Source organism: Shouchella rhizosphaerae, from assembly GCF_900142675.1.
Classification (GTDB): Bacteria; Bacillota; Bacilli; order Bacillales; family Bacillaceae_D; genus Shouchella; species Shouchella rhizosphaerae.
The window spans coordinates 156348-180483 of sequence record NZ_FRBS01000006.1; the positions used below are offsets into that span (position 1 = coordinate 156348).

The window sequence follows — 24136 nt, forward strand, 5'->3', positions numbered from 1 at the left end:
TGGCCAAAAAATAACGAAAAACAAAAGAAACTTCTTTTATGAAAAGACGTTCAGGCTCGGGAAATAGTCAAATAAATTGACGCCAAAGGCGAAGGCGATGCCAAGTGCGACCGACCATACAACAATGGCGATCGTTTGCCAAAGTGTGACGTACTGCCTGCTTGTGCCAGCTCCGAGGGCAATCGCAGCACCAACATGGAAGCAAATTATCGGTCCAGCAAAGGAGACGCCTGGAACTCCGTAACGTTGAAAGAAACGTAGCGCTCTTTTTCGTCTACTCCCCTCGTTTTTCGTGCTTTTCTTTGTTCTGCGCAGTTTATCAACTAGCCAAATAAAGACATACACAGATAGGAGGTTTCCAGCGATCGAGAGAAGGACAACGGGAATAACCGGAAAGTTTAATACAATGCCAATCGGAATGGCCACATACGATTCAAAAAAAGGAATTAACGACACAATAAAAACGCCTATATATTGATATATGGTGTCTGCCTCGATAATAAATTTCATTAGATCTTGCAACATTGTCATTTCCCCTTTTTTAAGTGATTGTTTCTTCGCTCATTGTATCGGAATGGGGATACACATGCCTTAAAACAAGGGTGAAAAGAGGGGAAATCATGGTGAATGTAGCTATAGCCAGCATGAATGGAGCAAACATGTAGTGCCTTACTACTTTATGGAAAGGTTCACACTGTAAAGGCCTTTCGCTTTATGAGTAAACGGGTTGCTATAACGGCCACAACTGCCCATATGACTAATAACAAGAAGTAAGAAGTAAATGCAGCTCCAATTTGGCCAGATTCAATCAAATCAATTCCGCTAATGAAAAGAATGTTTGGCATCAAGTTGGCAAGGGAATGTAGCCCTATGTTCGACAGGAAACGGGTGATTATTTCCAGGGCAATAAAAAAGATGACGATTGGTGTCCCAAATAAATTTACTTCAACGGTGTTGTTCGCATAAGTACCAAGCAATGTCCCAGCACAAATCATAATGACGATACAGGGAACTGTAAAAAGGCTTGCCATTGCAGTATTGAAGATGGTTTGCCCTTGGAGCAAAGTGGTGACCACGATTGTCAGCAATGTGACGGATATGGTGATGAACGCTTTTGCAATCGTTAAGTGGTAAAAATGAATTCCCATTTGTTTTAATACATGCCAAGTACGTTGTTCTTTCTCTTCAGCCAGCAAATTCCCTTGAATATGGATAGGAAGCAGCAACAACGTAATCATGAGCAAGATATTTAACGGCACGTTACTTTGAAGGAGAAAAAAAGCTATGACAAACATCAATGGAAAAAAGATAAGCACAAGCAGTTGGCCATTATAACGCAAGTCCTTTATATCTTTGTAAAGCAACGCTTTAAACGAATCAACGTTCATTTTGTCCTCCCTACATTTGCAGCAGTTCTTTTAATGCGGCATAATTGCCTTTCGACAATGGAATCGTGTTTGTTGTTTGATCATCCAAACTGAGGCTGTAGCTGTTTTTGCTCCAGACAATGATTTCGCGCACACGCTGTAAATTGACTAAATAAGATCGATGACAGCGGAAAAAGCCAAAAGGAGCTAAACGCTGTTCCAAGTCTTTTAAGGGGATAGAAGTAAAAAAGGTTTCACTATTTACATGCAAGATCGTTTGCCCATCTTGGCTTTCCATATAATCGATCTCCAACGGGTCGAACAGAATGATTTTATCGTCCATTTTAGCTGAAATTTTTGCTAGTTTCAGCGGGGTGTCGCCTTTAGGTGCTTCGCTGACATCCTGTTCATGGCTTGTCTGTTCGACTTGATAGAAGCTGTGCTCCGTCATGCGAAACGCAGTCCCTAGCTGGATTGCTTCTTCTAGAGATGTAGTGGTGATGACCATGCATTTGTCGGATAGCATGTCCAAAATTGTATGAAATACATGCTTGGTTTGGCGATCGACGTGCAAAGTGGGCTGGTCGAATACGCATACTTGGCTTGGCATGATCAGGCAGCGGCAAAAATGCAAACGCCTCCTTTCAGACAAAGGGAGCGAACGGACCCGTTTGTCGGCTACCTCACTCAATTCGCATACTGCTAAAAGACGTTTGTCATTTTCTTCGCTTTTGTAGAGCTTCAGCCAAAAGCGGATCACTTCCCGTGGCGTTAAGCGCTTATACAAGCCATCGGATTGGTGGAACATAAAGGCGTTAGAATGAGGATCAAAAGGCTTGCCTTCTAATTTAAACTGGTTGGTTGAGCCAGTAAATGGATTCATAAACTGGGACAAGAACGTTTGCAAAAACTCGGCTTCTCCTTGAATCGCAACAGGTTGCCCAGGTTGGACTGCTACATTGATTTCAGGAAGGAGCAGGCGGTTTCCCGATATTTTTGATGGGAGATTTATTTCAAACATGGTTTTTGGTTTCTCCTTAAAAAAATGGATGTCGTCTTTATAGCGTATACAGATTTTTTCATCAAGTAAATATCGAACAGCAAAAAAAGACGGCATTGCAAGGCAAGCCGTCTTAGGTTGTAGGCAAACAACCTCGTATCGTTTACCTCGTCAACAAGCATTTTCTTTCATTTTGATTTAATCAAACGTTTAAACAAGATTAGGAAATGGCTTTTAAGCCAGTAACACCTATGACAATGATGGCTAAGCTAAACAAGCGCAGCCAATTCCTTGATTCTCCAAAGAACATCATGTTTACCAAAACAGCAGCAACCGTTCCAAGTCCAATCCAAACGGAGTAAGCAATGCTTAGCTGCAAATAATTAAACGAAGTGTACAAAAACAGAAACGACGCACCGAAGCCGCCGAGAAACAAGATCGTATGGAGCACTGTTTTCTGTTGGCTGTATTTTTTTAAACCAATCACGCCGACAACTTCAAACAGTGCTGCCAACACAACAAAGAACCATCCCATCGTCAAGCCGCTCCTTTCTGATTGGATTTCGTTTCGTCTGTATGGTTGTCGGCCAATTTTAATAAAACCACGCCGATAACAAGAAGTGCCATAAACAACCCTTTGGCGATACTAAAGGCGCCACCAAATATAAAAATATCCATTAGGGCAGTCCCGACTGTGCCGATGGCAGCAAATACAGCATAGACTGTTCCAGTCGGGAGCGTTTCACATGCCTTAGAAAGAAAATGAAAATCGATAAGAATAATAGCGACAATGATTGCCCAATGCCACCAAACAGTTGCAACATTAAAGCCAAATACCCAAAAAAGTTCAAATAGGCAAGTTAAGCCGACATAGAACCAACCGTTTTTCATTGTGAACAAACTCCTTTTAAATTAGTGAATGACATTCATTCATTTTCGCAACCGAAGAAAGGCAAGCGCCTTAGTGCAGGCCGCTTGCTCCTAATGCATGGCTAATAAATGAAATGAGTTCATTTTTATGTGCTTGTGCACTCGCTTGATCATGTTGGTCGTACAAATAAAGCTGCTCTGCTGTTGATTCAATCGCACCGACCATAATTTTGGCGGTATAGGCAGTATTGATTGTCTCGCGAATGGCTTTCCTGTCAAGGGCGCGGGCTAGCATGCCGTCAAACCAGTCGTATAATGGTGCATAAATCATTTCCCACTCCTTGACATACTCCGTTTGAGTCAAGCCGGAGTAAATTAAAATGGCCAGTTCATTATGCTCTTCCGTAATCGAGAAAATGGCCTCAACGACTTCCTCAATTTGCCTTTCAATCGAGTCGCTGCGGACGGACTTATGAAGCCGATCAATCAGCTTATTGACGAACACTTCGGCAATGCTAGGCATGACCGCCAGTTTAGAAGGAAAGTACAAATAATAAGTCCCTTGGGCAATCCCAGCCCGTTTCACAATGTCAGTAATCGTCGTTTTTTCGACGCCTTTTTCTTTAAAGGCAACAATCGCTGCTTCAACAATGCGTTCTTTTTTATCCACTTGTACACATCCTTTAATGACTGAATGTCATTCATAATTGATAATAGCAAGTGAAGCGGTATTTGTCAATTGCTTTTGTCAGCTGCGAGTTAAGGCTGTCGAGCTGTCTTTTTTCACATGCTAACCCCTCATAGGATGTTTCCTTAAGTGCTTTGTACACGTGTATTCCCTTCCTTTGTTTTTGTTGCATTTTCAACAAAAACACCGTAGAGTGAATAGATGTTGAACCACTTCATCGGTAGGAGGTTTAGCAAGAAATGAATGAAACGACAAATTCCCATTGGCGCAAGAAAATGATGGTCATCACCGTTCTGGCTGCTTCGTTCTTATTTTTATTTAATCAATTTTTATTAATTACGGCCTTTCCGACGATTATGGATGAATTTTCCATTAATGCGACGCAAGTGCAATGGCTGACTACGTCTTTTTTGTTGATGGCGACGATGCTCATTCCAACAATGGGCTATTTAATGAGCCGTTTCAGTGCACGAGCGCTGACAATGACCGCCTTAGCATGCTTCGTGGTCGGCACGGTATTGTCAGCGATAGCGCCCTCATTTGTGTTACTTGTAAGTGCACGGGTCGTTCAAGCGATCGGGGCTGGCATGATGCTACCGCTGGTGCAAACGATCCTTTTGCACGTTTACCCGGCTGAAAAAAGAGGCTATGCCATGGGGCTTATGGCACTTGTCATTAATGTGGCGCCAGCTATCGGACCGCCGATTTCCGGTTATATCGTTGATTGGCTAGGGTGGCGCTCTTTGTTTTGGCTTGTTTTGCCCCTCGCTCTCGCGATTTTCGTTCTTGCTGCAGTCTTTATGCAAAACGTAACAGAACAAAAAAGCGTCAAATTTGATTTGTTGTCACTATTCCTTACTGTGGTTGGCTTCTCCGGCGTAATTTTCGGTTTAAGCAATATTAGCGTCGCTGGGTTTTCCTCTGCTATTGTACTCGTGCCTCTTAGTGCCGGTTTTTTTGCAATAGCAATGTTTATATGGCGGCAGCTTTGTTTAGACTCGCCGATGCTTGAACTTCGTTTATTTAAACTTCCGTTGTTTGTACACGGTGTAATTTTGTCTTTTGTAATCTCGATTTTGCTGCTTTCAACGGAAACGTTGTTGCCGTTATTTATTCAAGATGTCCAAGGCCGGTCTGCTTTCTCATCGGGGATGATTCTCTTGCCGGGAACGGTCTTGTTGGCGTTGACTTCATTTGTCTCAGGCAAGCTGTTTGACTCATTCCGCGGGAGAGCTCTTGGTTTAAGTGGTTATGGAATTCTAGTATTGGTATTCACTGTCTTTATGTTTATGGGAGATCAAACGGGCATTCCTCTGCTAGTTGTCTGTTTTTGTGCGTTTATGGTTGGAATTGGCTTCACGATGACCCCTGCGACGGCGATAGCGATGAACGCTCTAAAGCAAGCAGAACTTGCACACGGAACGGCGATTGCCAATACGATCAGGCAGTTTGGCGCAGCGCTAGGGTTAACGGTATTGACGACACTTGTCAGCCTTAACGCGAACCGAAGCGACATCGACTATGTAGAAGGAACGCTAGCAGGGCTAAAGCTTGCCTTTGGCGTAATGGCCATTTTGGCATTGGTAGCATGGGTACTGGTGTATACGGCAAAAGAAAAGAACGCTCGGCAACAGGAACAATAAGGGGAATCAGCGATAAAAACCTAATAGTACAGCGTGAAATGAATAAAAACCACTCTACTTAAACGGCACCTCGATTGGAATGAATGAAATTCAAGCTGCGCGCCTTTTGGTTGTAGAGTGGTTTTTACGTTACAAAAACTTCTCTCTAGTCAGTTCGCCACATGGTGTTCAGCAGCGACCACGACTTCGATATGATGGTCTTGGCAATAGGCTTCGTACTCTTTATCGAGTGGAGCTGATGTAATTAAGTGGTCGATTCGGTTGAAGGGTGCATATGTCAATAGCGTTGATTTTCCAAATTTTGATTGGTCGGCAAGCAAAAATACCTCCCGTGCTTTTTCGGCTGCGATCTTTTTAATTTCATATTCGAGTTGGTCTGCATTGGTAAGGCCATGGGCAATGCTGACACCAGTAGCCGACATAAACGCCTTGTGGATGTTGTATTTTTGCAAAATCGCAGCTTCATCGATGCCGACAAATGAGCGCGTTTTGTGTTTGTAAGAATTGCCGATGACAATTAAATGGATTCGCTCAAAACCTGTAGCCGCATTAATGACATCCAAGCTATTTGTCAGCACAGTAATCGAGATATTCGGGTCCAATGCCGACAAAATCGATTTTGTGGTCGTGCCCGAGTCTATAAAGATTAAGTCATCGTCTTTGATGAAGTTGGCTGCCTCACGGGCAATTCTCGTTTTTTCTGCTTGGTTTCGCACTTTTCGGTTCTCAAATGAGACTAAACTTTTTTCTACTGCGGTGACCCCACCATAAACTTTGCGGATCACGCCGTTTTCGACTAGTTTGTTAATGTCTCTTCGAATCGTGTTTTTTGATACATTAAATTCCTCGCACAGCTCATCAAGGGAGGCCGAGCCGTTTTTTAGAATGTATGCTTCCATTTCTTGTATACGTAATAGCTTCATTGTGAAAACCCCTTTTTTTATCTACCTAGACAATAGCATAGCCTTCAAAGTTATTCAACAAATAACCAACACTTAACCAAATTTATTGAAAAAGTAATGGAAATATGTTGACCTTTTATGGCATATGGTTTTAATATATAACCAACAAATGATCAAAAAGTAACCGGTAATGAAAGCGGTTTACTCACTTTAGGAGGCTAACACATGGGCGAAACAACAGTAGAGGTCCGTAAAGTCAAAAATTATATTAATGGTAAATGGATTGAAAGCAGCACAAGCCTTTATGAAGATGTAGTGAATCCGGCGACTAAAGAAGTCATTTGCCAAGTACCCCTTTCAACAAAGGCGGATGTAGAGTACGCAGTTGAAGCCGCAAAAACCGCTTTTGCTAAATGGTCGAAAGTCGCTGTGCCGCGTCGTGCACGGATTTTATTCAATTATCAGCAACTATTGCAGCGTGATAAGGAAGAATTGGCGCGTTTGATTACAATTGAAAACGGCAAAAACTTGACGGAAGCACGGGGGGAAGTGCAGCGTGGCATTGAAAATGTTGAATTTGCTGCAGGTGCCCCGAACTTAATGATGGGCGATTCATTACCGATGATTGCGACAGACGTAGAAGCAAGCAATTATCGTTACCCCATTGGCGTCGTCGGCGGAATCGCGCCATTCAATTTTCCGATGATGGTGCCATGTTGGATGTTCCCAATGGCGATCGCACTCGGAAATGCATTTCTATTAAAACCTTCAGAGCGGACGCCATTATTGACTGAAAAACTCGCCGACTTACTTACTGAAGCTGGAGTGCCAGATGGCGTCTTCAATGTTGTCTATGGCGCCCATGATGTCGTCAATGGCATGCTAGAGCACCCTGACATAAAAGCGATATCGTTTGTCGGCTCTAAGCCTGTTGGCGAGTATGTTTATAAAAAAGCAAGCGAAAACTTAAAACGCGTTCAAGCGTTGACAGGAGCAAAAAACCATACAATCGTCTTAAATGATGCCGATTTGGACGACGCCGTCACCAATATTGCCGGAGCTGCTTTTGGCTCTGCTGGGGAGCGGTGCATGGCCTGTGCTGTTGTAACAGTTGAGGAAGGAATTGCCGATGCGTTTGTAGCCAAATTAAAGGCAAAAGCTGAATCGCTCGTAATGGGCAATGGTTTAGACGACGGTGTGTTTTTAGGCCCTGTCATACGTGAAGAAAACAAAAACCGAACCATTGCTTATATTGAAAAAGGAGTGGAGGAAGGGGCGACCCTTGTATGCGACGGCCGAAGCCGAGTATCTGCCGATGGTTATTTTATTGGGCCGACGATTTTTGAAAATGTGACAACGGATATGACAATTTGGAAAGATGAAATTTTCGCCCCTGTGCTTTCGATTATCCGTGTGAAAAATTTAGATGAGGGGATTCAAATAGCCAATCGTTCTGAATTTGCAAACGGAGCTTGCCTATTTACAACGAATGCGGCGGCCGTTCGCTATTTTCGTGAAAACATTGATGCTGGAATGCTTGGCATTAACCTTGGTGTTCCTGCACCTATGGCATTTTTTCCTTTTTCAGGATGGAAATCGTCGTTTTATGGGACGCTTCATGCAAACGGAAAAGATAGCGTAGACTTTTATACGCGCAAAAAAGTCGTGACCGCACGTTATCCGAAGCCGTCATTTGACTAATTTGTAAAGGGGGAGGCATGCCGGTGGGACAGTTACTAAAAAAACCGAAAACAAAGGTGCTTAAACAAGGGGTTACACTTGTTCATGACACGGAGGCAGAAAAGGCGCCCCTTAAGTATGTATCGTTTAAGCTCGTCGATATCCAGGCAAACGCTATATACGAAGAAACGCTCGGTTCCTATGAATGTTGCATTGTTGTTGTAAGGGGAACAGTCACGGTAACGGACGGAGAGCATGTGTTTTCCAATATTGGCACACGGAGTAGCGTATTTGAACGGAAACCGACAGACAGTGTCTATCTCTCGAATGGCCGTTCATTTACGGTAACTGGAACAAGTGAGGCGTGCATCGCTCTTTGCTATGCGCCTTCAAACAAACAATTGCCGACAAAACTTATTAAAGCGAGTGACGTCGGCATTGAAAACAGGGGCCAATTACAGAACAAGCGCTTAGTCCATAATATATTGCCTGATTCAGACAAGACTGCAAACAGTTTGCTAGTCGTCGAAGTGTTTACAGAAAGCGGCAATTGGTCCAGTTATCCGCCCCACAAGCATGATGAGGATAATTTGCCCTACGAGTCTTTTCTAGAGGAAACGTATTACCATGAAATCGATCCACCGCAAGGGTTTGTGTTCCAGCGTGTGTATACTGAGTCACGTAATATAGACGAAACGATGGCTGTCGAAAACGGCGATGTTGTCATTGTACCTGCTGGCTACCATCCAGTTGGCGTTCCTGACGGCTATGCGTCCTACTATTTAAACGTAATGGCAGGCCCTGTACGTATTTGGAAATTCCGTAATGAAAAAGACCATGAGTGGATTTTATCACGATAAAAGGAGCGGTAGCCTATGGGCATCCAATTTCAAGAGGGAAAGCAATTTGATGTGATTGCGCTTGGCAGGGCCTGCATTGATTTAAATGCGGCCGAATACAACCGGCCGATGGAAGAAACGCGGTCATTCACAAAATATGTCGGCGGTTCGCCAGCCAATATTGCCATTGGCAGCGCGAAGCTTGGCTTGAAAGTCGGTTTTGTCGGTAAAATTCCTGATGACCAACATGGCCGGTTTATTTCTTCTTATATGAGAGAGGCAGGCGTGGATACAAGCCAGCTCGTGATTGACCGAGAAGGGCATAAAGCAGGTTTGACGTTTACGGAAATTTTGAGCCCTGAAGAATGCAGCATTTTGATGTACCGTGAAAAAGCAGCTGACCTATATTTAAGCCCTGATGAAATCGACGCCGGTTATGTGAGATCTGCAAAAGTACTGCTCATTTCTGGAACGGCATTGGCTCAATCGCCTTCACGGGAGGCAGCCTTAAAAGCAGTGTCACTTGCAAAGGCGGCAGGTACAAAAGTTGTGTTTGAACTCGATTATCGTCCGTACACGTGGTCATCGAGGGAAGAAACGTCCGTTTACTACACACTTCTGGCAGGCATGGCTCATATCGTGATCGGCACGCGGGAAGAGTATGACATTATGGAAGGGGCAAGTGCCAGCGGCAATGAGCAAACAGCCAAAATGCTATTTGCCAAAGAGCCGGAATTGGTTGTTATTAAACATGGTGTTGATGGGTCTTACGCTTATTTGCCATCAGGAGAAACCTTTCGAGCAGGCGTGTACAAAACAAACGTGTTAAAAACGTTTGGTGCTGGAGATTCGTATGCATCTGCGTTTCTATATGGACTTTTGCGTGGTTATGACATTGATCAAGCATTGCGTTTTGGGAGCGCTTCCGCATCGATTGTTGTCAGTAAGCACAGTTCATCGGAAGCAATGCCAACTTTATCTGAAATCAAGGCGCTTGTCGAAGAACAGCATGTTTGAATGTCGGATTTTCTTTAAATAAAAACGCGTAGTGATGATGCGAGGTGGAAACAATGGCGAAAACAATACGATTGACGACTGCACAAGCGCTAGTGAAGTTCTTAAATGCCCAATATTTGCATGCTGACGGGAAAGAGGAGCCTTTCGTTGAAGGGGTTTTTACGATCTTCGGGCATGGAAATGTGTTAGGGATTGGCCAAGCACTAGAGCAAGATGCCGGGCGATTAAACGTATGGCAAGGCAAAAATGAACAAGGGATGGCCCATGCGGCAATGGCTTTTAGCAAGCAGATGCTCCGCAAAAAAATATATGCAGTGACAACTTCTGTAGGCCCAGGAGCCGCGAACCTTGTTGCCGCTGCTGGCACAGCGCTAGCTAACAATATACCTGTTTTGCTTCTTCCTGCCGATACATTCGCGACTCGCCAGCCTGACCCAGTTTTGCAGCAATTTGAACAAGAATACAGCCAAGCAGTGACGACAAATGATGCATTAAAGCCGGTGTCGAGATACTGGGACCGGATTACTCGCCCAGAGCAGTTAATGTCGAGCCTTATTCGTGCCTTTGAAGTAATGACCGACCCAGGAAAAGCGGGGCCCGCCACGATTTGCATCGCCCAAGATGTCGAAGGAGAAGCATATGAGTATCCAGAGGAGTTTTTCCGAAAGCGCATTCATTATTTAGAACGTAGAAAGCCAACGGAGCGGGAAATCGAAGGGGCACTTGAACGGATTCGTAGGAGCAAGCGGCCGCTTCTTGTTGTTGGCGGAGGCGCTAAATATTCAGAAGCAAAGGAAGAACTAGTAGCGCTGTCTGAACAGTGTGGCATTCCTCTCGTCGAAACACAAGCAGGAAAAGCAACTGTTGCCGCTGACTTTGCTAACAACCTAGGTGGCCTTGGCGTTACCGGCACGCTTGCAGCGAATAAGGCAGCCCGTGAAGCTGACTTGGTGATTGGCGTAGGCACTCGTTACACCGACTTTGCGACTTCGTCAAAAACGGCGTTTGATTTTGAGCATACCACGTTTTTAAATATCAATGTCAGCCGCATGCAAACGTATAAGCTTGATGCTTATCAGGTTGTTGCAGATGCGAAAGAAACGCTCAGCCTACTTATTTCTAGGTTAAAAACGTATCGGTCGGCGTTTGGCGATCGAATTGCTGCGTTGAAAGAAGAGTGGCTCGCTGAACGGAACCGCCTAAAATCAGTCGTCTTTAATAGAAAAACATTTGTGCCTGAAGTCAAAGAGCATTTTAGCCAAGAGAAGTTAAATGAGTATGCCGATGCTCTGGGTACAGAACTGCCGCAAACGACTGCCTTGCTGGCTATTAATGAAACCATTGATGAGGACAGCACAATTATTTGTTCATCGGGCTCCCTTCCAGGGGATTTGCAGCGACTTTGGCACGCAAACGAGCCGAATACGTACCATCTTGAATACGGATATTCCTGCATGGGTTATGAAATTTCTGGCGCCCTTGGCATCAAACTAGCCGAGCCTGAGCGAGAAGTTTATTCGATCGTCGGAGATGGGAGCTTTCTTATGCTCCATTCCGAATTGATTACTGCCATCCAATATAACAAGAAAATCAATATATTGCTGTTTGACAATGCCGGTTTTGGCTGTATCAGCAACTTGCAGATGGACCATGGCGGCGGCAGTTATTATTGCGAATTTCTTACGGCAGACAATCAAGTGATGAACATCGATTATGCCAAAGTCGCCGAAGGATATGGAGCCAAAACATACCGGGCTAACACAGTTGAACAATTAAAGGCAGCGCTTGAAGATGCCAAGAAGCAAGAGACTTCCACGTTGATTGAAATGAAAGTGCTGCCAAAGACGATGACAGACGGCTATGAAAGCTGGTGGAATGTCGGCGTCGCCGAAGTGGCTGCTTCCCAGTCTATTCAAGATGCCTATCAAGCAAGGCAAGCAAAGCTCAAGGAAGCAAAACATTATTAGAGGAGTCGATCCAATGGCAAATCGCAAGATCCGCTGGGGCATTGCCCCCATTGGCTGGCGCAATGACGACATTCCGGAAATTGGCGCGGAAAACACACTTTCCCATTTGCTTGGCGATATTGTTGTTGCTCGATTTGAAGGAACGGAAGCAGGCGGCTTTTTTCCTGAGCCACAAATTTTAAACAAAGAGCTGCAGCTAAGAAATTTAAAAGTGGCTGGCAAGTGGTTTTCCAGCTATATCATTCGTGATGGCATCGCTTCAGCCGCCCAAGCCTTCGATACCCATTGCCAGTTTTTGCAAGCTATCGGCGCAGAGATGGCGATCGTTTCGGAACAAACGTATAGCATCCAAGGGCTTGAAGCAAATATTTTCCGCGACAAGCCGACTTTTTCGAAAGAAGAATGGCAGTGTTTATACGAAGGGCTTGAGGAGCTTGGGGCAATTGCTCATTCATATGGCCTTACACTTGCGTTCCATCCCCATCTCGGCACGGGCGTGCAAACAAAAGCAGAAGTTGATCAACTGATGGCCCATACGGATCCGAGCTTAGTGAGCCTTCTGTATGATACGGGGCATGCCTACGTGTCAGATGGAGCATTTTTGCCGCTCCTCGATGACTATATGGATCGGATTAAGCACGTCCATTTTAAAGATGTGCGGAGTGAGGTGACGGATGCTTGCAGGCGTGACGGGCTTTCGTTCCAACAAGCGTTTTTAAAAGGGATGTTCACAGTACCAGGCGATGGCTGCATTGACTTTACAAAAGTATACCGACGTCTTATTCGAGGGGGCTACGATGGCTGGATTGTCGTAGAGGCGGAGCAAGATCCAAACATTGCCCACCCGCTGGAGTACGCATTAAAAGCAAGACGCTATATTGATTCCTATTTGCTGGCAGGCGGCGAGAAGCAGGCAACCATTTAAAAAAGATGAAGGAGGAAGGAACATGACAGTTCGAGTGGGCGTGATTGGCACGGGGGCCATTGGCCAAGACCATATTAGGCGATTAGAATGCAAACTTTCAGGAGCAAAAGTGACAGCGGTTACAGACGTTAACCAAGATCTTGCCAGGAAAGTGGCCAACACATACGCCAAACAGGCGACTGTTTATGCCAATGACAGAGAATTGATTGCCGCCCGCGATGTGGATGCCGTCTTAGTGGCCAGCTGGGGGCCAGCACACGAAGCGAGTGTGCTGGCAGCGCTTGAGGCAGGCAAGCGTGTTTTTTGCGAAAAGCCACTTGCGACCACGGCAGACGGGTGCATGCGCATTGTCGAAGCGGAAATGGCTCATGGCAAGCGGCTTGTCCAAGTCGGGTTTATGCGGCGTTTTGACAGCGGCTATCTTCAATTAAAGCAAGCACTTGAGCAGGAATTGGTCGGAGAACCATTAATGGTCCGTTGCATCCACCGCAATGTCGAGTCAGCAGAAAGCTATACAACCGACATGGCGATTACGGACACATTGATTCATGAAATTGACGTACTTCATTGGCTCCTAAATGACGAGTATCAACATGTCCGTGTCCTTTATCCGAAAAAAACAAAGCATGCGCTTCCCCATTTGCAAGATCCGCAACTCGTGTTGCTTGAAACGAAAAAAGGCGTCATCATTCAAGCGGAAATTTTTGTTAACTGTAAATATGGCTACGACATCCAATGCGAAATAGCTGGCGAAGAGGGCGTTATCAGTCTGCCTGATGTCCCAGCAGTCCGTTTATGCAGCAACGGCCGCAAAGGGACGGAAGTGCTGCAAGACTGGAAAAAACGGTTTGAAGCCGCTTATGACGTCGAACTGCAAGCCTTTATTGACGATGGCTTAAAGGACGAACCGGCTTCAGGGCCGAGCGCGTGGGACGGATATGTGGCTGCTGTAACTGCAGATGCCTGTGTAAAAGCGCAAGAGTCGGGCCGGGAAGAATCGATTGAGCTTCCGAAGAAACCTGCGTTTTATCAACACTCAGCAGCCACGCCTGAGCAAGTATAGGAGAAGACAGCGATGAAACGTTGTGTTAACGGGGGAACAATGCCGCATTAAAGAAAGGCCTGGCCTACTACGACTAGCATGGCTATGACTTTATTGTAAATTCGTCCTGAAGATCAGCTGTCCGAAAAGCAAGAGTCCTAAAAGGACCTTAAATTTGAAAGGAGGGAAGGCATGGGGTTTGTGCCGATGGCTCCATTGTTGGCCGACGCGAAGAAAGACAGTTACGCAATTGGCCAATTTAATATTAATGGGCTGCAATGGGCAAAAGCGATTTTGGCAGGGGCAGAATCGCAACAATCACCAGTAATTGCAGCCGCTTCTGATCGTTTGATTGACTACTTAGGAGGCTTTCAGACGGTTGTGGCAATGATGGGAGCATTAACCGATGAACTCGGTATAACGGTCCCTGTCGTGCTCCATCTTGACCACGGTTTAAGTATTGAGCGTTGCAAGAAAGCAGTTGATGCTGGCTTCAGTTCTGTCATGTTTGATGGTTCTCATTATCCAATTAACGAGAATATCGACATGACCAAAGAGGTAGTGGCCTATGCCCACGCACACAATGTCTCGGTAGAGGGGGAGGTCGGTACAGTCGGTGGCATAGAAGATGGGCTTATGGCCGAAATCAAATATGCCGATGTCGAAGAATGCCAGCGGTTTGTCTGTGAAACCAATGTCGATGCGCTCGCGGCAGCGCTCGGCTCCGTCCATGGCAAATACAAGGGTGAGCCAAAGCTCGGATTTAACGAAATGGCCGCCATATCGGCTAGCACGAATGTGCCGCTCGTCCTTCACGGTGCCTCGGGCATACCTGATGAACAGCTACAACGGGCCATAAAGCTTGGGCACGCCAAAATCAATATAAACACCGAATGCATGATCGCATGGTCTGATGCTTGCCGGACAACATTTGCCGAGCAGGAAACGGCGTTTGAGCCGCGACTGCTCTTGCAAGAGGGCCTGGCGATGGTCCAGGCTACGGTCGAAAAGAAAATCAAACAATTTGGAGCAGCCAATAAAGCAGCTGGTTCTGCAAGTCTACAAAGGAGATGAAACCTATGACAGCAGCACGCATTCAATGTGCCGTTCTCGGACTTGGGCGCCTCGGCTATTACCATGCGAAAAATTTGCTGACGGAAGTGAGGGGGGCGGCAATTGTCCAAGTGATTGACCCCCTTCCTGGCCGGGCCAAGGATGTCGCCCAAACATTTGGAGTGGCTAGTTACTCGGACGACGTACTCGATGCATTCTCAAACCCTGCCGTCGATGCCGTCGTTATCGTCACGCCGACGCGGACGCACGCCGAGATGATCAAACTGGCAGCTAGCTATGGCAAAGATGTTTTTGTTGAAAAGCCGCTGACTTTGCAATTAGAAGAATCGATAGACGTAACGAAAGCGGTTGAGGAGGCAGGTATTATTTGCCAAGTGGGGTTCATGCGGCGGTTCGACCCGGCTTACGCAGATGCCAAGCGGCGAATTGCTGCTGGAGAGATCGGCAAACCTCTTTATTATAAAGGTTTTACACGCGATGCAGGCGCACCGCCGCCTGAATTTATAAAAGATAGCGGCGGGCTGTTTGTCGATTGTTCCATTCATGATTATGACATTGCCCGCTATTTGGTCGGGGCGGAGATCACAGCGATTTCCGGTCATGGACGGGTGCTGAAGTATCCATTCATGGAAGCCTACGGCGATGTGGACCACGCTCTTTCCTACTTTGAATTTGACAATGGGGCGGCAGGCGATGCTGAAGCTAGCCGTAATTCGCCTTATGGTTATGACATCCGCGCCGAAATTATTGGGTCAGAAGGCAGTTTGTTTATTGGCGAACTGCGGGACAAATCATTGACGATATTAAATGCCACTGGTTCAAGGTACGAAATCATTCCTGATTTCCAGACCCGCTTTCGTGACGCGTACCGTTTAGAATTGCAGCACTTTATTGACTGTGTCCGCTCAAGGAACACGCCAATTGTAACGGCTGAAGATGCCACAATCAACTTAAAAATAGCCCTTGCTGCAACTGAATCAATGAGAAGCGGCAAGAAAGTGGTATTGCAGCCGCAGGCCTCCCTTTAGAAAGAGACATTTGCCTATTTTTGTGTGTGCGCCTTATTTGGCTTGTATAAACAGAAAAAGGAGTCTACTAACCACTGCTGTAGTGCAGCGCTGTTCCCTATCGATGGATGAATCGGTTTTTAAGGAAAGAAGCGATGATAAAGGGGAGAGACAAATTGGGTATAGTTTCAATTATGTCATTTATCATGATTATCGGAGCCATTTGGCTATTCGCTTACAAACGAAGCCGCAATGTCGATCTTTCGAGCTCAGAAGGGTACTTTTTAGGTGGACGGAGTTTGACCGGTGTGACGATTGCCGGCTCAGTCATTATGACCAATTTATCTACAGAGCAAATTGTTGGTCAAAATGGACAAAGCTACGTGGCTGGCATGGAAGTCATGGCTTGGGAAGTAACGGCTGCGATTGCGATTGTCGCACTTGCACTCGTATTTTTGCCTAAATATTTAAAATATGGTGTGGACACAGTCACCGATTTTATTGAACGGCGCTATGATGCAACGACGAAGAGGATTGCTTCGTTTTTATTTATATTTACCTATGTGGTTTCGTTTCTTCCTGTTGTCTTATATTCTGGTTCATTAGTATTTAACCAAATTTTCTCAGTAGATGAACTGTTAAATGTCCATCCCCTTGTGGCTGTTTCGTTGATTTCAGCCATGATTGGAATCGTTGGTCTGCTTTATTTGCTTATCGGCGGCCTGCGCCTTAGTGCATTTAGCGATACGATTTATGGCGTTGGTTTGCTTATCGGTGGTCTTTCTATTCCGATTCTAGGGTTGATTGTATTAGGAGATGGCCATTTACTTGCAGGATTTGAAACGATTCGCCAAAACACGCCTGAAAAATTAAATTCAATTGGAGCAATTGACTCTGAGATGGTGCCGTGGCCAACGCTTTTTTTAGGCATGTTTTTTAATAACTTATTTTATTGGTGTACAAACCAGTTAATTGTTCAAAAAGTACTGGGGGGACGAGACTTAAAAGAAGGGCAGAAGGGAGCCCTTTATGTCGGTTTCTTCAAAATTTTCGGTGCGTTGTTCTTAGTATTCCCTGGCATCATTGCCTTCAACATGTTTGGCGACGGCATTAATCCCGCCGATAACGCCTATCCGATGCTAGTCGTTGCCGTTCTACCGGATTTAGCATTTGGCATTTTTGCGGCAATTATCTTTGGCGCGATTTTAAGCTCATTTGTAGGAGCTTTAAATGCAACAGCTACTTTGTTGGCGCTTGACTTTTATAAGCCGTTGGCCAAGAAAAACGTGACAGACAATAAAGTCGCTCGCTTTGGCAAAATGGTTACGGTCATTGTCGGTGGACTATCAATCATTATCGCGCCGTTGATTGCTTTTGCTCCGGCAGGGTTATTCCATGTCGTCCAACAATTTAATGGGCTGTACAGCATGCCGTTGCTGGCGATCATTATTCTCGGCTTCTATTCTAAGTACGCGACTGCCTTTGCTGCAAAAGTGACGTTTGCTTTTCATGTGGTTGCCTATACTGCAAGTCAGATATTCTTAGAAATTCATTATCTCTACGTATTTAGCGTGATGTTTTTCATCGATTTGTTGCTTTTATGGGCGCTAAGCCGATTAAAGCCATTACAGGTTCCGTTTGAATTGACAGAAGAAACGAACAAAGTCGACTTGACACCTTGGAAACACCGCAATTGGGTAAGTGTGTTGGTGATCTTAACGGTTTTAGGAACGTATTTGTTGTTCTCCCCTTGGGGAATTGCTAAATAGCATCGGGGATACAATACCATCAAATGGAGTCTGTCCTTTTCTCGCTTTTTCATGCACTGTTGCTCCCTTTTCAGAATGGCTATTGAATGAACTTTAGGCAAATGGAAAAAACTATTCTGGAATGAAAAAGGAGTAGGGGTGGAAATGGGCGCTATTTGGAGTGAAGTATGGAAAGCGTTTCTATTAATCATTGTCGGTATGCTATTGTTACGGGTTTCTGGCCGAAAATCGATATCACAGATGACAGTGCCGACGACGATTACCATGATTTCTATTGGAACTGTCATTGTACAGCCAATTGCCAATCATAGTATTCTCTTGACGATCATTGCCGCTGTGGTGTTTATATTGGTCTTGTTTCTAGCTGAATCGATCCAAGTTAGGTGGAATGCAGCTGAGTCATTTATCAAAGGGCCAGCCATACTCGTTATACGTGAAGGCCAACTGCAACCACAAAACTTAAAGAAGCTTAGAATGACGGTCGATGCCTTGGAAATGCAATTGCGCCAGCAAGGAATATCTAAAATGAGTGATGTGAAGACAGCCACCATTGAGCCAAACGGTGGGCTTGGCTATGAACTATTTGATTGGGCAAAGCCGATCACTTATGCACAAATGGAGGCCTTGTTGGCACATTATTTAAAAGGTGCTCCTCCACCAAATGAAACAAACCGGCAAAGCAACAATGCCATGAGCGAAAGCAACTTATTTGCTGAAATTGAAAATGACAATCGCCATGTTTCTAGACGAACCCTACATTAGAGGAACGAACGAGTGCGCTCGCAAACTAGAGTGCTCCTATTTAAAGGGGAGTAGGAGAGCGCAAACTTAATGAAAGGCCAGTTGAACCTTCAACTGGCCTAATCGTCTTTATCCGCTAAAAGGCAAGGAACAGGCTTATGCAAAAGGTTGCCTCCTTTTTCAGGGAGACGATTGTTTGTTTAGCGGGCATTATTTGCCTACTGTTGACTTTTTTGAAGCGCTTGGTCTAAATCACTCAGAATGTCGTCAATGGTTTCGATACCGACAGATAGGCGAACCATGTCTGGTGTGACGCCTGCTTTTGCTTGGCTTTCTTCATCTAGTTGCTGGTGTGTGGTGCTTGCTGGATGAATCACCAATGATTTGGCGTCACCGACATTAGCTAAATGGCTGAATAACTGTAGGCTGTTAATAAACCGTTTGCCTTCTTCCACGCCGCCTTTAATGCCGAATGTAAAGATCGATCCTGCCCCTTTCGGCATGTACTTCTGTGCCAGATCATAGTAACGGTTCGACTCTAGGCCTGGGTAATGGACCCAAGAAACAATAGGATGCTGTTGTAAGTATTCAGCAGTGCGTTTCGCATTTTCTACATGGCGCTCCATCCGCAACGGCAATGTTTCCAGCCCTTGAATAAATAGAAATGTATTAAATGGGGAAGCAGAGGCGCCAATATCTCTAAGCAGCGTGACTCGTGCTTTTGTAATGTAAGCGAGGGGGCCAAGTGCCTCTGTATACACAAGTCCATGGTAACTAGCATCTGGCTCTGATAAACCAGGAAACTTGCCATTGGCAAAATCAAATCGTCCAGAGTCGACAATGACGCCGCCGATCGATGTCCCATGGCCGCCAATAAACTTAGTAGCGGAATGGACAACAATGTCTGCGCCATGTTCAATCGGTCTGCACAAATACGGGGTAGCAAACGTATTGTCAACGATAAGGGGGATCCCATTTGCATGGGCAATGTCTGCAATCGCTTCAATGTCTGCTATGTTGATTTGCGGATTTCCAATCGTTTCGATAAAAATCGCTTTAGTCTTGTCTGTGATCTTTTCTTGAAATTGGGATGGTTCATCGACATCGACAAAATGGCATGCCACGCCTAGTTTAGGCAACGTGTGCGCAAATAGGGCATAAGTGCCGCCATACAAGCTGCTGGAAGCAATAATGTTGTCTCCTGCTCCCGCGATATTTAAAATCGCATATGTAATGGCAGCTTGCCCAGAAGAAGTTGCTAATGCGCCTACGCCGCCTTCCAATTCAGCCATCCGCTGTTCAAACACATCATGTGTCGGGTTCATAATGCGTGAATAAATGTTGCCTGGCTCTTGTAAAGAAAACAAATTTGCAGCGTGATCGGTATCATTAAATACGTAAGAGCTTGTTTGGTAAATGGGTACCGCTCTCGCGTTTGTTGCAGAGTCAGGCGTTTGTCCACCATGTAGAGCAATGGTTTCAAAACCAAATGATTGTTTTTCTGTCATCTCTCTTTCCCCACTTTCTTGTTTTGTATATTTCGAATCTTTTGCTTGGAGCCGTGCGCAACACTTGTCTAAATAGTTCATACGTAGGAATTAATATAACAGAATAACTGAAAAAAATAAATATTTCTCTTCCAAAAGGCAAAAATACTCGTATCCTCAATTCGATAAAATGACTAGAGGATGGAACATCGATCTGGCCACTTAAAGCATAAATATGGTATAATAACCATACAAACGAACCCAATAAACGTTGCCTTTAAGCAACTTGAAAGCGTCCTTTCAAGTGTGTTTAAAGGCTTTTTGCCGTTGTTTGTAAATGAATCCATTTAGAGGAGAGATGAAAGTGGGAGATTTGCCATGCAAAGGATGCAAAGGATTGTGCTGTGGGCCTGTGCCTATTTCCGAAAGGGAGCTGCGACATATAAAAAAACACATTAAGAAAATGCCTGCGAAAAGACGCGATTCCCTAAAAAACCAACAGCGTTTTTTAGGGACGTGCATCTTTTTTGACGAAGCCAATGATTGTTGTGGCATTCACTCAGTCCGTCCAGCGATTTGCCGTGCATTTGGGCATCACCAAAAAACCTCGTCTGTTTTCGCAAGCCAGAAGCTGCTTCAGCTAAAACGTACTACCCGGATGAAAAGGCTGTTGGTACGTTAAGCATTGATTTTACATGGAAAGATTTTGGTTGACCTTGCCTCTGGGGCCTCCAGAGGCAAGCACAAGAAGGGGGACAACCCGATTTACCCTTTTAAAGCGCCGCCTGTCAAACCTTTGACAACACGTTCTTGGGCGATAATAAACAATAACAAAATCGGCAAGCTAGCTAGCGTGATAGCAGCCATCAGGCCAGGGACGTTAATCATCAATTCGCCGTAAAAATTTTGCAGTCCAAGAGGCAATGTCATCTTACTTCTTGTCGTAAGCAAAATGAGTGCAAAGATAAACTCTGTCCACAAGAAGACGAAATTGTAAATGACAATTGTAGACAAGGCTGGGGTTACATTAGGGAAAATCACTTTGCGAAAAATGGTCCAGTGATTCGCGCCGTCAATTTGTGCGGCTTCTTCAAGCTCTTTAGGAATTTCCTGCATAAACTGCGTCAAGATGAAAATCGAGATTGGCAAGCTAAAAGCGACATATGGACCGAGTAAAGCCAACAATGTATCATAAATGCCCATCTCTTGCGTTAAAACAAAAATCGGTATTAAGGTCGCATGAATGGGGAGCATCATTCCTGCAACGAAGAGCAAAAACAGAGGGCGGTTAAAGCGGAATGACAGCCGGCTTAATGGATAACTGGCTAATGAAGCAATGACGACTGTCAATGAGACGGCGCTTACCGTAATGATTAAGCTATTTAAAAAATAGCCAGCAAGCCCCATATCAACTACCGCAAAGTAATGTTCAAACGTAAAGGTGTCAGGCACAATCGCGTAAGGGTTGTCGAAAAATTCGTCCATGCTTTTTAGCGATGTACCAACCATGTACATAAATGGATAAAACGTAAACAGCAACAAGGAAACAGCCAACACATACAGCATGATACGTTTAACGAGTTGTAGTGGATTCACGAGAGGATCCCCCGTTTCTTTCGCTGGTATTCAACAAATTGGATGATGGCTACACAAATAAAGGCAATAATAAACATGGCAGCAGCGACTGTGCTCGCATAGCCCATGCTAAACTGGATAAAGCCTTGCTTGTACATATAGGTTCCTAGTATTTCTGTTGCCCCTCCAGGGCCGCCGCCAGTCATAATGTAAAAAATGTCAAATGCTTTTAGCGAACCAACAACGGCGAGAACGGAAGAACTGACAATAGTCGGAACGAGGGCAGGCAACGTGATGTAAAAAAACTGTTGCCTTCCATTTGCGCCATCAATGCTAGCCGCTTCATACAATTCATTTGGAATCCCTACCATGGCTGCTTTAAATAAAATCATGTAAAAAGGAGAGAACTGCCAAATAACGACAACTAAGATGGCAATCATCGCTACATTGGCGTCTGCTAACCAGGGGATCGCATCAATGCCAACTATTTGCAACAATTGGTTAATCGGACCGTTTATCGGGTCATACATAAAAATCCAGAGAAGCCCTATCGCTACCGTAGACATTAAATAGGGAAGAAAGTAAATAACATTTAACAATCTTTTACCGATGACAGGGCTGAAGAGAACAAGTGCCATGATCAGCCCTAGTGGGATTTGCACAAAAACGGAAACAAGCACAAGCAAACTATTGTTTTGCAGCGCTTGCCAAAAAGTGGCGTCTTTAAGCAAAGTCACATAGTTGTCCAGTCCAATAAAGGTGCGTTGAGGTTGCACACCATTCCACTCATGAAGGCTGTAATAGAATGTTGAAAAAATCGGATACATAATAAATACGCTATAAACAAGAAGCGCTGGCAATACAAAGAAGAAAATCGTTCGACCGCTCTTTGCCTTTCTTTGTGTAAGCGGGGGAGAAGTTCCTGGTTGAACAGCGGTTTTCATATGTAGCCCTCCTTTTATAAAGATAAAGAGAGGCACTAGACGAAAAAGTGCGCTCTCTTCTATCTGTTAATCTAACAATTCTTTTGCTTTCTCCTCCATCTGGCTAGCTGCTTCTTCAGGTGTAAGCGCTTTACCGAATAGCTGCTGTGTTGTATCTAGATGTAGTTCAGCAAGAGCAGGGGGCAATGTTTGGTCATAAGGCATGTGAATGTCATTGGCATTAGCCGCGATTTCATCAATTCGCTTAATAAATGGGTCATCTGTTTCAATGCCTTTAATAGCGGCAATGCTGCCCGTTCGGTTTACATAATCTTCGGCTGTTTCAATGCTTGTAAGTTCATTGATCAGCTCAACTGCAAGGTCAGGATGTTCTGTGGCTGAAGAAACGGACCAAACGGGGCTTGTTGCGCCGCCTACATTGGAAGGATCGCCATTTCCTTCAGCTATTTCAGGAAACTCAAACATCCCTAGTTTCTCTTCAAATTCAGGTGCTTCTGTACGTACGCTAGAGATAAACGTATTCGTCATTAGCATCATTGCAGACTGGCCCGAATAAAGCAGTTGCCGTCCTTGCCCTGCATCGTAAGGAACGCCGTTAAAGCCTGGATTAAAAGCACCTCTGTCAACAAGGTCTTGGATGTATTCGCCTGCCTTTACATAGGACTCGTCATCAAACCCTGTACCGTCACGGTTAAAAGCCCCTTGAAAAAGGTCTTCGCCGCCTAGGCGGTCGGCAAAATACATCAAATAATACGTGCCCGGCCATTTTGTTTGGTTGGTTAATGTAATCGGGATAATATCGTTCTCTTTTAACGTGTCCACAATTTCAAGAAACTCGTCATATGTTTGCGGCTCCTCTAACCCGTATTCATTAAAAATTTCTTTGTTATAAAAGAACAGTGTTTGAGTAAGCCCTAACGGAAGCCCGTAAACTTCGTCTTCAAATGTTGTATTCGTTAGTGCAACATCAAGAAATTTATCAAAGTCGATATCGTAGTCATTTAATGATACTACTTGCCCGGCATCAGCAAACTCTTTTAGCCAGCTGCCACCCCAGGAAAAAAAGACGTCTGGAGGATCTCCTCCTGACATGGCAACAACCATGCGCTGTTTATAATCGTCATTCGGAATATACTGCATGTTCACTGTTACACCTGGGTTTTTATCTTCAAAACGGGCAATCGCATCTTGATATACTTTTTCTTTTTCGCTCGCGTCATTTTGCCAAAGCTCTAATACAATGTCCCCTTGATGGTTTTCCCCCTCGCTTTCCGTTCCAGCGTCTTCATTTGAATTGCCACAAGCACTGAGAACAAACAATCCCATCATCGAAATACAAACAAACGTCGCCGCTTTCTGTCTCATTGCAAAACCCCCCTTTTCATTTTTACGCAAAAATGCCAGCGGGAACGGCAAGTTGATACCCGTGTGCGGTACGTTCTCTTGGTTCCCTTATAAAGGAGCATTAAAATCGTTCCATCAGTCACCTCCTTAGCAAAATTGGAAGAGGAAACTATGCACAGGCCATCCTTTAAAAGCATGCAAAAAAGCCCTCATCACAGGAATCAATCGACTCCTTGTCGTTTAATCAGGGTTGTA

The 24136-nt window shown here is 44.8% G+C and carries 22 protein-coding genes and 1 pseudogene; 12 read left to right on the plus strand and 11 right to left on the minus strand.

Going from position 1 to position 24136, the window contains the following annotated elements; translation table 11 throughout:
- Positions 1 to 36: 36 nt before the first annotated feature.
- The 6 genes from BUC05_RS17070 to BUC05_RS17095 form a co-directional block, all read right to left on the minus strand.
- Positions 37 to 525 (minus strand): small multi-drug export protein, encoded by a 489-nt coding sequence (locus BUC05_RS17070; RefSeq protein ID WP_011245275.1) that lies wholly within the window; start codon positions 523 to 525, stop codon positions 37 to 39.
- A gap of 164 nt (positions 526 to 689) precedes the next feature.
- The gene (locus BUC05_RS17075; RefSeq protein WP_073305453.1) at positions 690 to 1388 is read right to left on the minus strand and encodes a hypothetical protein; all 699 of its coding nucleotides are present in this window, start codon (positions 1386 to 1388) and stop codon (positions 690 to 692) included.
- A 10-nt stretch (positions 1389 to 1398) separates the two neighbouring features.
- Positions 1399 to 2388 carry a LytTR family transcriptional regulator DNA-binding domain-containing protein gene (locus tag BUC05_RS17080; RefSeq protein ID WP_244153323.1) on the minus strand — a complete coding sequence of 330 codons (990 nt, stop codon included), beginning with the start codon at positions 2386 to 2388 and terminating at the stop codon, positions 1399 to 1401.
- Positions 2389 to 2587: 199 nt separating this feature from the next.
- Positions 2588 to 2902 (minus strand): DMT family transporter, encoded by a 315-nt coding sequence (locus BUC05_RS17085; protein WP_035205408.1) that lies wholly within the window; start codon positions 2900 to 2902, stop codon positions 2588 to 2590.
- 2 nt (positions 2903 to 2904) lie between these two features.
- Positions 2905 to 3258 carry a DMT family transporter gene (locus tag BUC05_RS17090; RefSeq protein WP_011245279.1) on the minus strand — a complete coding sequence of 118 codons (354 nt, stop codon included), beginning with the start codon at positions 3256 to 3258 and terminating at the stop codon, positions 2905 to 2907.
- A 70-nt stretch (positions 3259 to 3328) separates the two neighbouring features.
- Positions 3329 to 3907 (minus strand): TetR/AcrR family transcriptional regulator, encoded by a 579-nt coding sequence (locus BUC05_RS17095; protein WP_011245280.1) that lies wholly within the window; start codon positions 3905 to 3907, stop codon positions 3329 to 3331.
- Positions 3908 to 4164: 257 nt separating this feature from the next.
- On the opposite strand from BUC05_RS17095, the gene BUC05_RS17100 reads away from it, so the two are divergent.
- Complete coding sequence (locus tag BUC05_RS17100) at positions 4165 to 5568, plus strand: DHA2 family efflux MFS transporter permease subunit (protein WP_073305457.1); 1404 nt, start codon at positions 4165 to 4167, stop codon at positions 5566 to 5568.
- Between the two features lie 149 nt (positions 5569 to 5717).
- On the opposite strand, the gene BUC05_RS17105 is transcribed toward BUC05_RS17100, so the two are convergent.
- Complete coding sequence (locus tag BUC05_RS17105) at positions 5718 to 6491, minus strand: DeoR/GlpR family DNA-binding transcription regulator (RefSeq protein ID WP_011245282.1); 774 nt, start codon at positions 6489 to 6491, stop codon at positions 5718 to 5720.
- A gap of 204 nt (positions 6492 to 6695) precedes the next feature.
- Between BUC05_RS17105 and iolA the strand changes: the two genes are divergently transcribed.
- The 10 genes from iolA (at position 6696) to BUC05_RS17155 (ending at position 18552) form a co-directional block, all read left to right on the plus strand.
- Positions 6696 to 8171, plus strand: a complete 1476-nt coding sequence (iolA, locus tag BUC05_RS17110) for a methylmalonate-semialdehyde dehydrogenase (RefSeq protein ID WP_073305459.1) — start codon at positions 6696 to 6698, stop codon at positions 8169 to 8171.
- Positions 8172 to 8194: 23 nt separating this feature from the next.
- Positions 8195 to 9010: a 5-deoxy-glucuronate isomerase gene (gene iolB / locus BUC05_RS17115; RefSeq protein ID WP_011245284.1), complete on the plus strand. Its 816-nt coding sequence runs from the start codon at positions 8195 to 8197 to the stop codon at positions 9008 to 9010.
- A 15-nt stretch (positions 9011 to 9025) separates the two neighbouring features.
- Positions 9026 to 10006: a 5-dehydro-2-deoxygluconokinase gene (gene iolC, locus BUC05_RS17120; RefSeq protein ID WP_011245285.1), complete on the plus strand. Its 981-nt coding sequence runs from the start codon at positions 9026 to 9028 to the stop codon at positions 10004 to 10006.
- Between the two features lie 53 nt (positions 10007 to 10059).
- Positions 10060 to 11973 (plus strand): 3D-(3,5/4)-trihydroxycyclohexane-1,2-dione acylhydrolase (decyclizing), encoded by a 1914-nt coding sequence (gene iolD, locus BUC05_RS17125; protein WP_073305461.1) that lies wholly within the window; start codon positions 10060 to 10062, stop codon positions 11971 to 11973.
- A gap of 13 nt (positions 11974 to 11986) precedes the next feature.
- On the plus strand, positions 11987 to 12898 hold the full coding sequence (gene iolE / locus BUC05_RS17130; RefSeq protein WP_073305463.1) for a myo-inosose-2 dehydratase: 912 nt from the start codon (positions 11987 to 11989) through the stop codon (positions 12896 to 12898).
- 22 nt (positions 12899 to 12920) lie between these two features.
- Positions 12921 to 13961 (plus strand): bifunctional inositol 2-dehydrogenase/D-chiro-inositol 1-dehydrogenase, encoded by a 1041-nt coding sequence (locus BUC05_RS17135; RefSeq protein ID WP_011245288.1) that lies wholly within the window; start codon positions 12921 to 12923, stop codon positions 13959 to 13961.
- 171 nt (positions 13962 to 14132) lie between these two features.
- Positions 14133 to 15014, plus strand: coding sequence for a class II fructose-1,6-bisphosphate aldolase (fba, locus tag BUC05_RS17140; RefSeq protein ID WP_035205399.1), 882 nt, complete (start codon positions 14133 to 14135; stop codon positions 15012 to 15014).
- 5 nt (positions 15015 to 15019) lie between these two features.
- Positions 15020 to 16042 carry a Gfo/Idh/MocA family oxidoreductase gene (locus tag BUC05_RS17145; RefSeq protein ID WP_035205398.1) on the plus strand — a complete coding sequence of 341 codons (1023 nt, stop codon included), beginning with the start codon at positions 15020 to 15022 and terminating at the stop codon, positions 16040 to 16042.
- A gap of 155 nt (positions 16043 to 16197) precedes the next feature.
- Positions 16198 to 17790, plus strand: a complete 1593-nt coding sequence (locus BUC05_RS17150; RefSeq protein ID WP_094978882.1) for a solute:sodium symporter family transporter — start codon at positions 16198 to 16200, stop codon at positions 17788 to 17790.
- A gap of 144 nt (positions 17791 to 17934) precedes the next feature.
- Complete coding sequence (locus BUC05_RS17155; RefSeq protein ID WP_051881262.1) at positions 17935 to 18552, plus strand: DUF421 domain-containing protein; 618 nt, start codon at positions 17935 to 17937, stop codon at positions 18550 to 18552.
- A 197-nt stretch (positions 18553 to 18749) separates the two neighbouring features.
- On the opposite strand, the gene BUC05_RS17160 is transcribed toward BUC05_RS17155, so the two are convergent.
- Entirely contained in the window at positions 18750 to 20039 is a 1290-nt protein-coding gene (locus BUC05_RS17160; RefSeq protein WP_011245293.1) for a homocysteine synthase, read from the minus strand.
- 343 nt (positions 20040 to 20382) lie between these two features.
- Between BUC05_RS17160 and BUC05_RS17165 the strand changes: the two are divergent.
- Positions 20383 to 20732, plus strand: a pseudogene (locus BUC05_RS17165) (YkgJ family cysteine cluster protein).
- Positions 20733 to 20783: 51 nt separating this feature from the next.
- On the opposite strand, the gene BUC05_RS17170 reads toward BUC05_RS17165, so the two are convergent.
- The 3 genes from BUC05_RS17170 to BUC05_RS17180 all read right to left on the minus strand — a co-directional run bounded on the left by BUC05_RS17170 (position 20784) and on the right by BUC05_RS17180 (position 23902).
- Complete coding sequence (locus BUC05_RS17170) at positions 20784 to 21614, minus strand: carbohydrate ABC transporter permease (RefSeq protein ID WP_082111768.1); 831 nt, start codon at positions 21612 to 21614, stop codon at positions 20784 to 20786.
- Positions 21611 to 22537, minus strand: coding sequence for a carbohydrate ABC transporter permease (locus tag BUC05_RS17175; RefSeq protein ID WP_035205393.1), 927 nt, complete (start codon positions 22535 to 22537; stop codon positions 21611 to 21613). The genes BUC05_RS17170 and BUC05_RS17175 overlap by 4 nt, the downstream gene beginning before the upstream one ends.
- 66 nt (positions 22538 to 22603) lie before the next feature.
- The gene (locus BUC05_RS17180) at positions 22604 to 23902 is read right to left on the minus strand and encodes an extracellular solute-binding protein (RefSeq protein ID WP_073305465.1); all 1299 of its coding nucleotides are present in this window, start codon (positions 23900 to 23902) and stop codon (positions 22604 to 22606) included.
- Between the last annotated feature and the right edge of the window lie 234 nt (positions 23903 to 24136).

Excerpts from the sequence above, each read along its gene's own strand:
- BUC05_RS17075 (WP_073305453.1), bottom strand. The coding sequence starts at position 1,388 with ATGAACGTTGATTCGTTTAAAGCGTTGCTTTACAAAGATATAAAGGAC.
- BUC05_RS17145 (WP_035205398.1), top strand. The coding sequence starts at position 15,020 with ATGACAGCAGCACGCATTCAATGTGCCGTTCTCGGACTTGGGCGCCTC.
- iolE (WP_073305463.1), top strand. The coding sequence starts at position 11,987 with ATGGCAAATCGCAAGATCCGCTGGGGCATTGCCCCCATTGGCTGGCGC.
- BUC05_RS17080 (WP_244153323.1), bottom strand. The coding sequence starts at position 2,388 with ATGTTTGAAATAAATCTCCCATCAAAAATATCGGGAAACCGCCTGCTC.
- BUC05_RS17175 (WP_035205393.1), bottom strand. The coding sequence starts at position 22,537 with ATGAAAACCGCTGTTCAACCAGGAACTTCTCCCCCGCTTACACAAAGA.
- BUC05_RS17070 (WP_011245275.1), bottom strand. The coding sequence starts at position 525 with ATGTTGCAAGATCTAATGAAATTTATTATCGAGGCAGACACCATATAT.
- BUC05_RS17085 (WP_035205408.1), bottom strand. The coding sequence starts at position 2,902 with ATGGGATGGTTCTTTGTTGTGTTGGCAGCACTGTTTGAAGTTGTCGGC.
- fba (WP_035205399.1), top strand. The coding sequence starts at position 14,133 with ATGGGGTTTGTGCCGATGGCTCCATTGTTGGCCGACGCGAAGAAAGAC.
- BUC05_RS17180 (WP_073305465.1), bottom strand. The coding sequence starts at position 23,902 with ATGAGACAGAAAGCGGCGACGTTTGTTTGTATTTCGATGATGGGATTG.
- BUC05_RS17105 (WP_011245282.1), bottom strand. The coding sequence starts at position 6,491 with ATGAAGCTATTACGTATACAAGAAATGGAAGCATACATTCTAAAAAAC.
- BUC05_RS17135 (WP_011245288.1), top strand. The coding sequence starts at position 12,921 with ATGACAGTTCGAGTGGGCGTGATTGGCACGGGGGCCATTGGCCAAGAC.
- iolD (WP_073305461.1), top strand. The coding sequence starts at position 10,060 with ATGGCGAAAACAATACGATTGACGACTGCACAAGCGCTAGTGAAGTTC.
- iolA (WP_073305459.1), top strand. The coding sequence starts at position 6,696 with ATGGGCGAAACAACAGTAGAGGTCCGTAAAGTCAAAAATTATATTAAT.
- BUC05_RS17090 (WP_011245279.1), bottom strand. The coding sequence starts at position 3,258 with ATGAAAAACGGTTGGTTCTATGTCGGCTTAACTTGCCTATTTGAACTT.
- BUC05_RS17100 (WP_073305457.1), top strand. The coding sequence starts at position 4,165 with ATGAATGAAACGACAAATTCCCATTGGCGCAAGAAAATGATGGTCATC.
- BUC05_RS17160 (WP_011245293.1), bottom strand. The coding sequence starts at position 20,039 with ATGACAGAAAAACAATCATTTGGTTTTGAAACCATTGCTCTACATGGT.
- iolC (WP_011245285.1), top strand. The coding sequence starts at position 9,026 with ATGGGCATCCAATTTCAAGAGGGAAAGCAATTTGATGTGATTGCGCTT.
- BUC05_RS17155 (WP_051881262.1), top strand. The coding sequence starts at position 17,935 with ATGGGCGCTATTTGGAGTGAAGTATGGAAAGCGTTTCTATTAATCATT.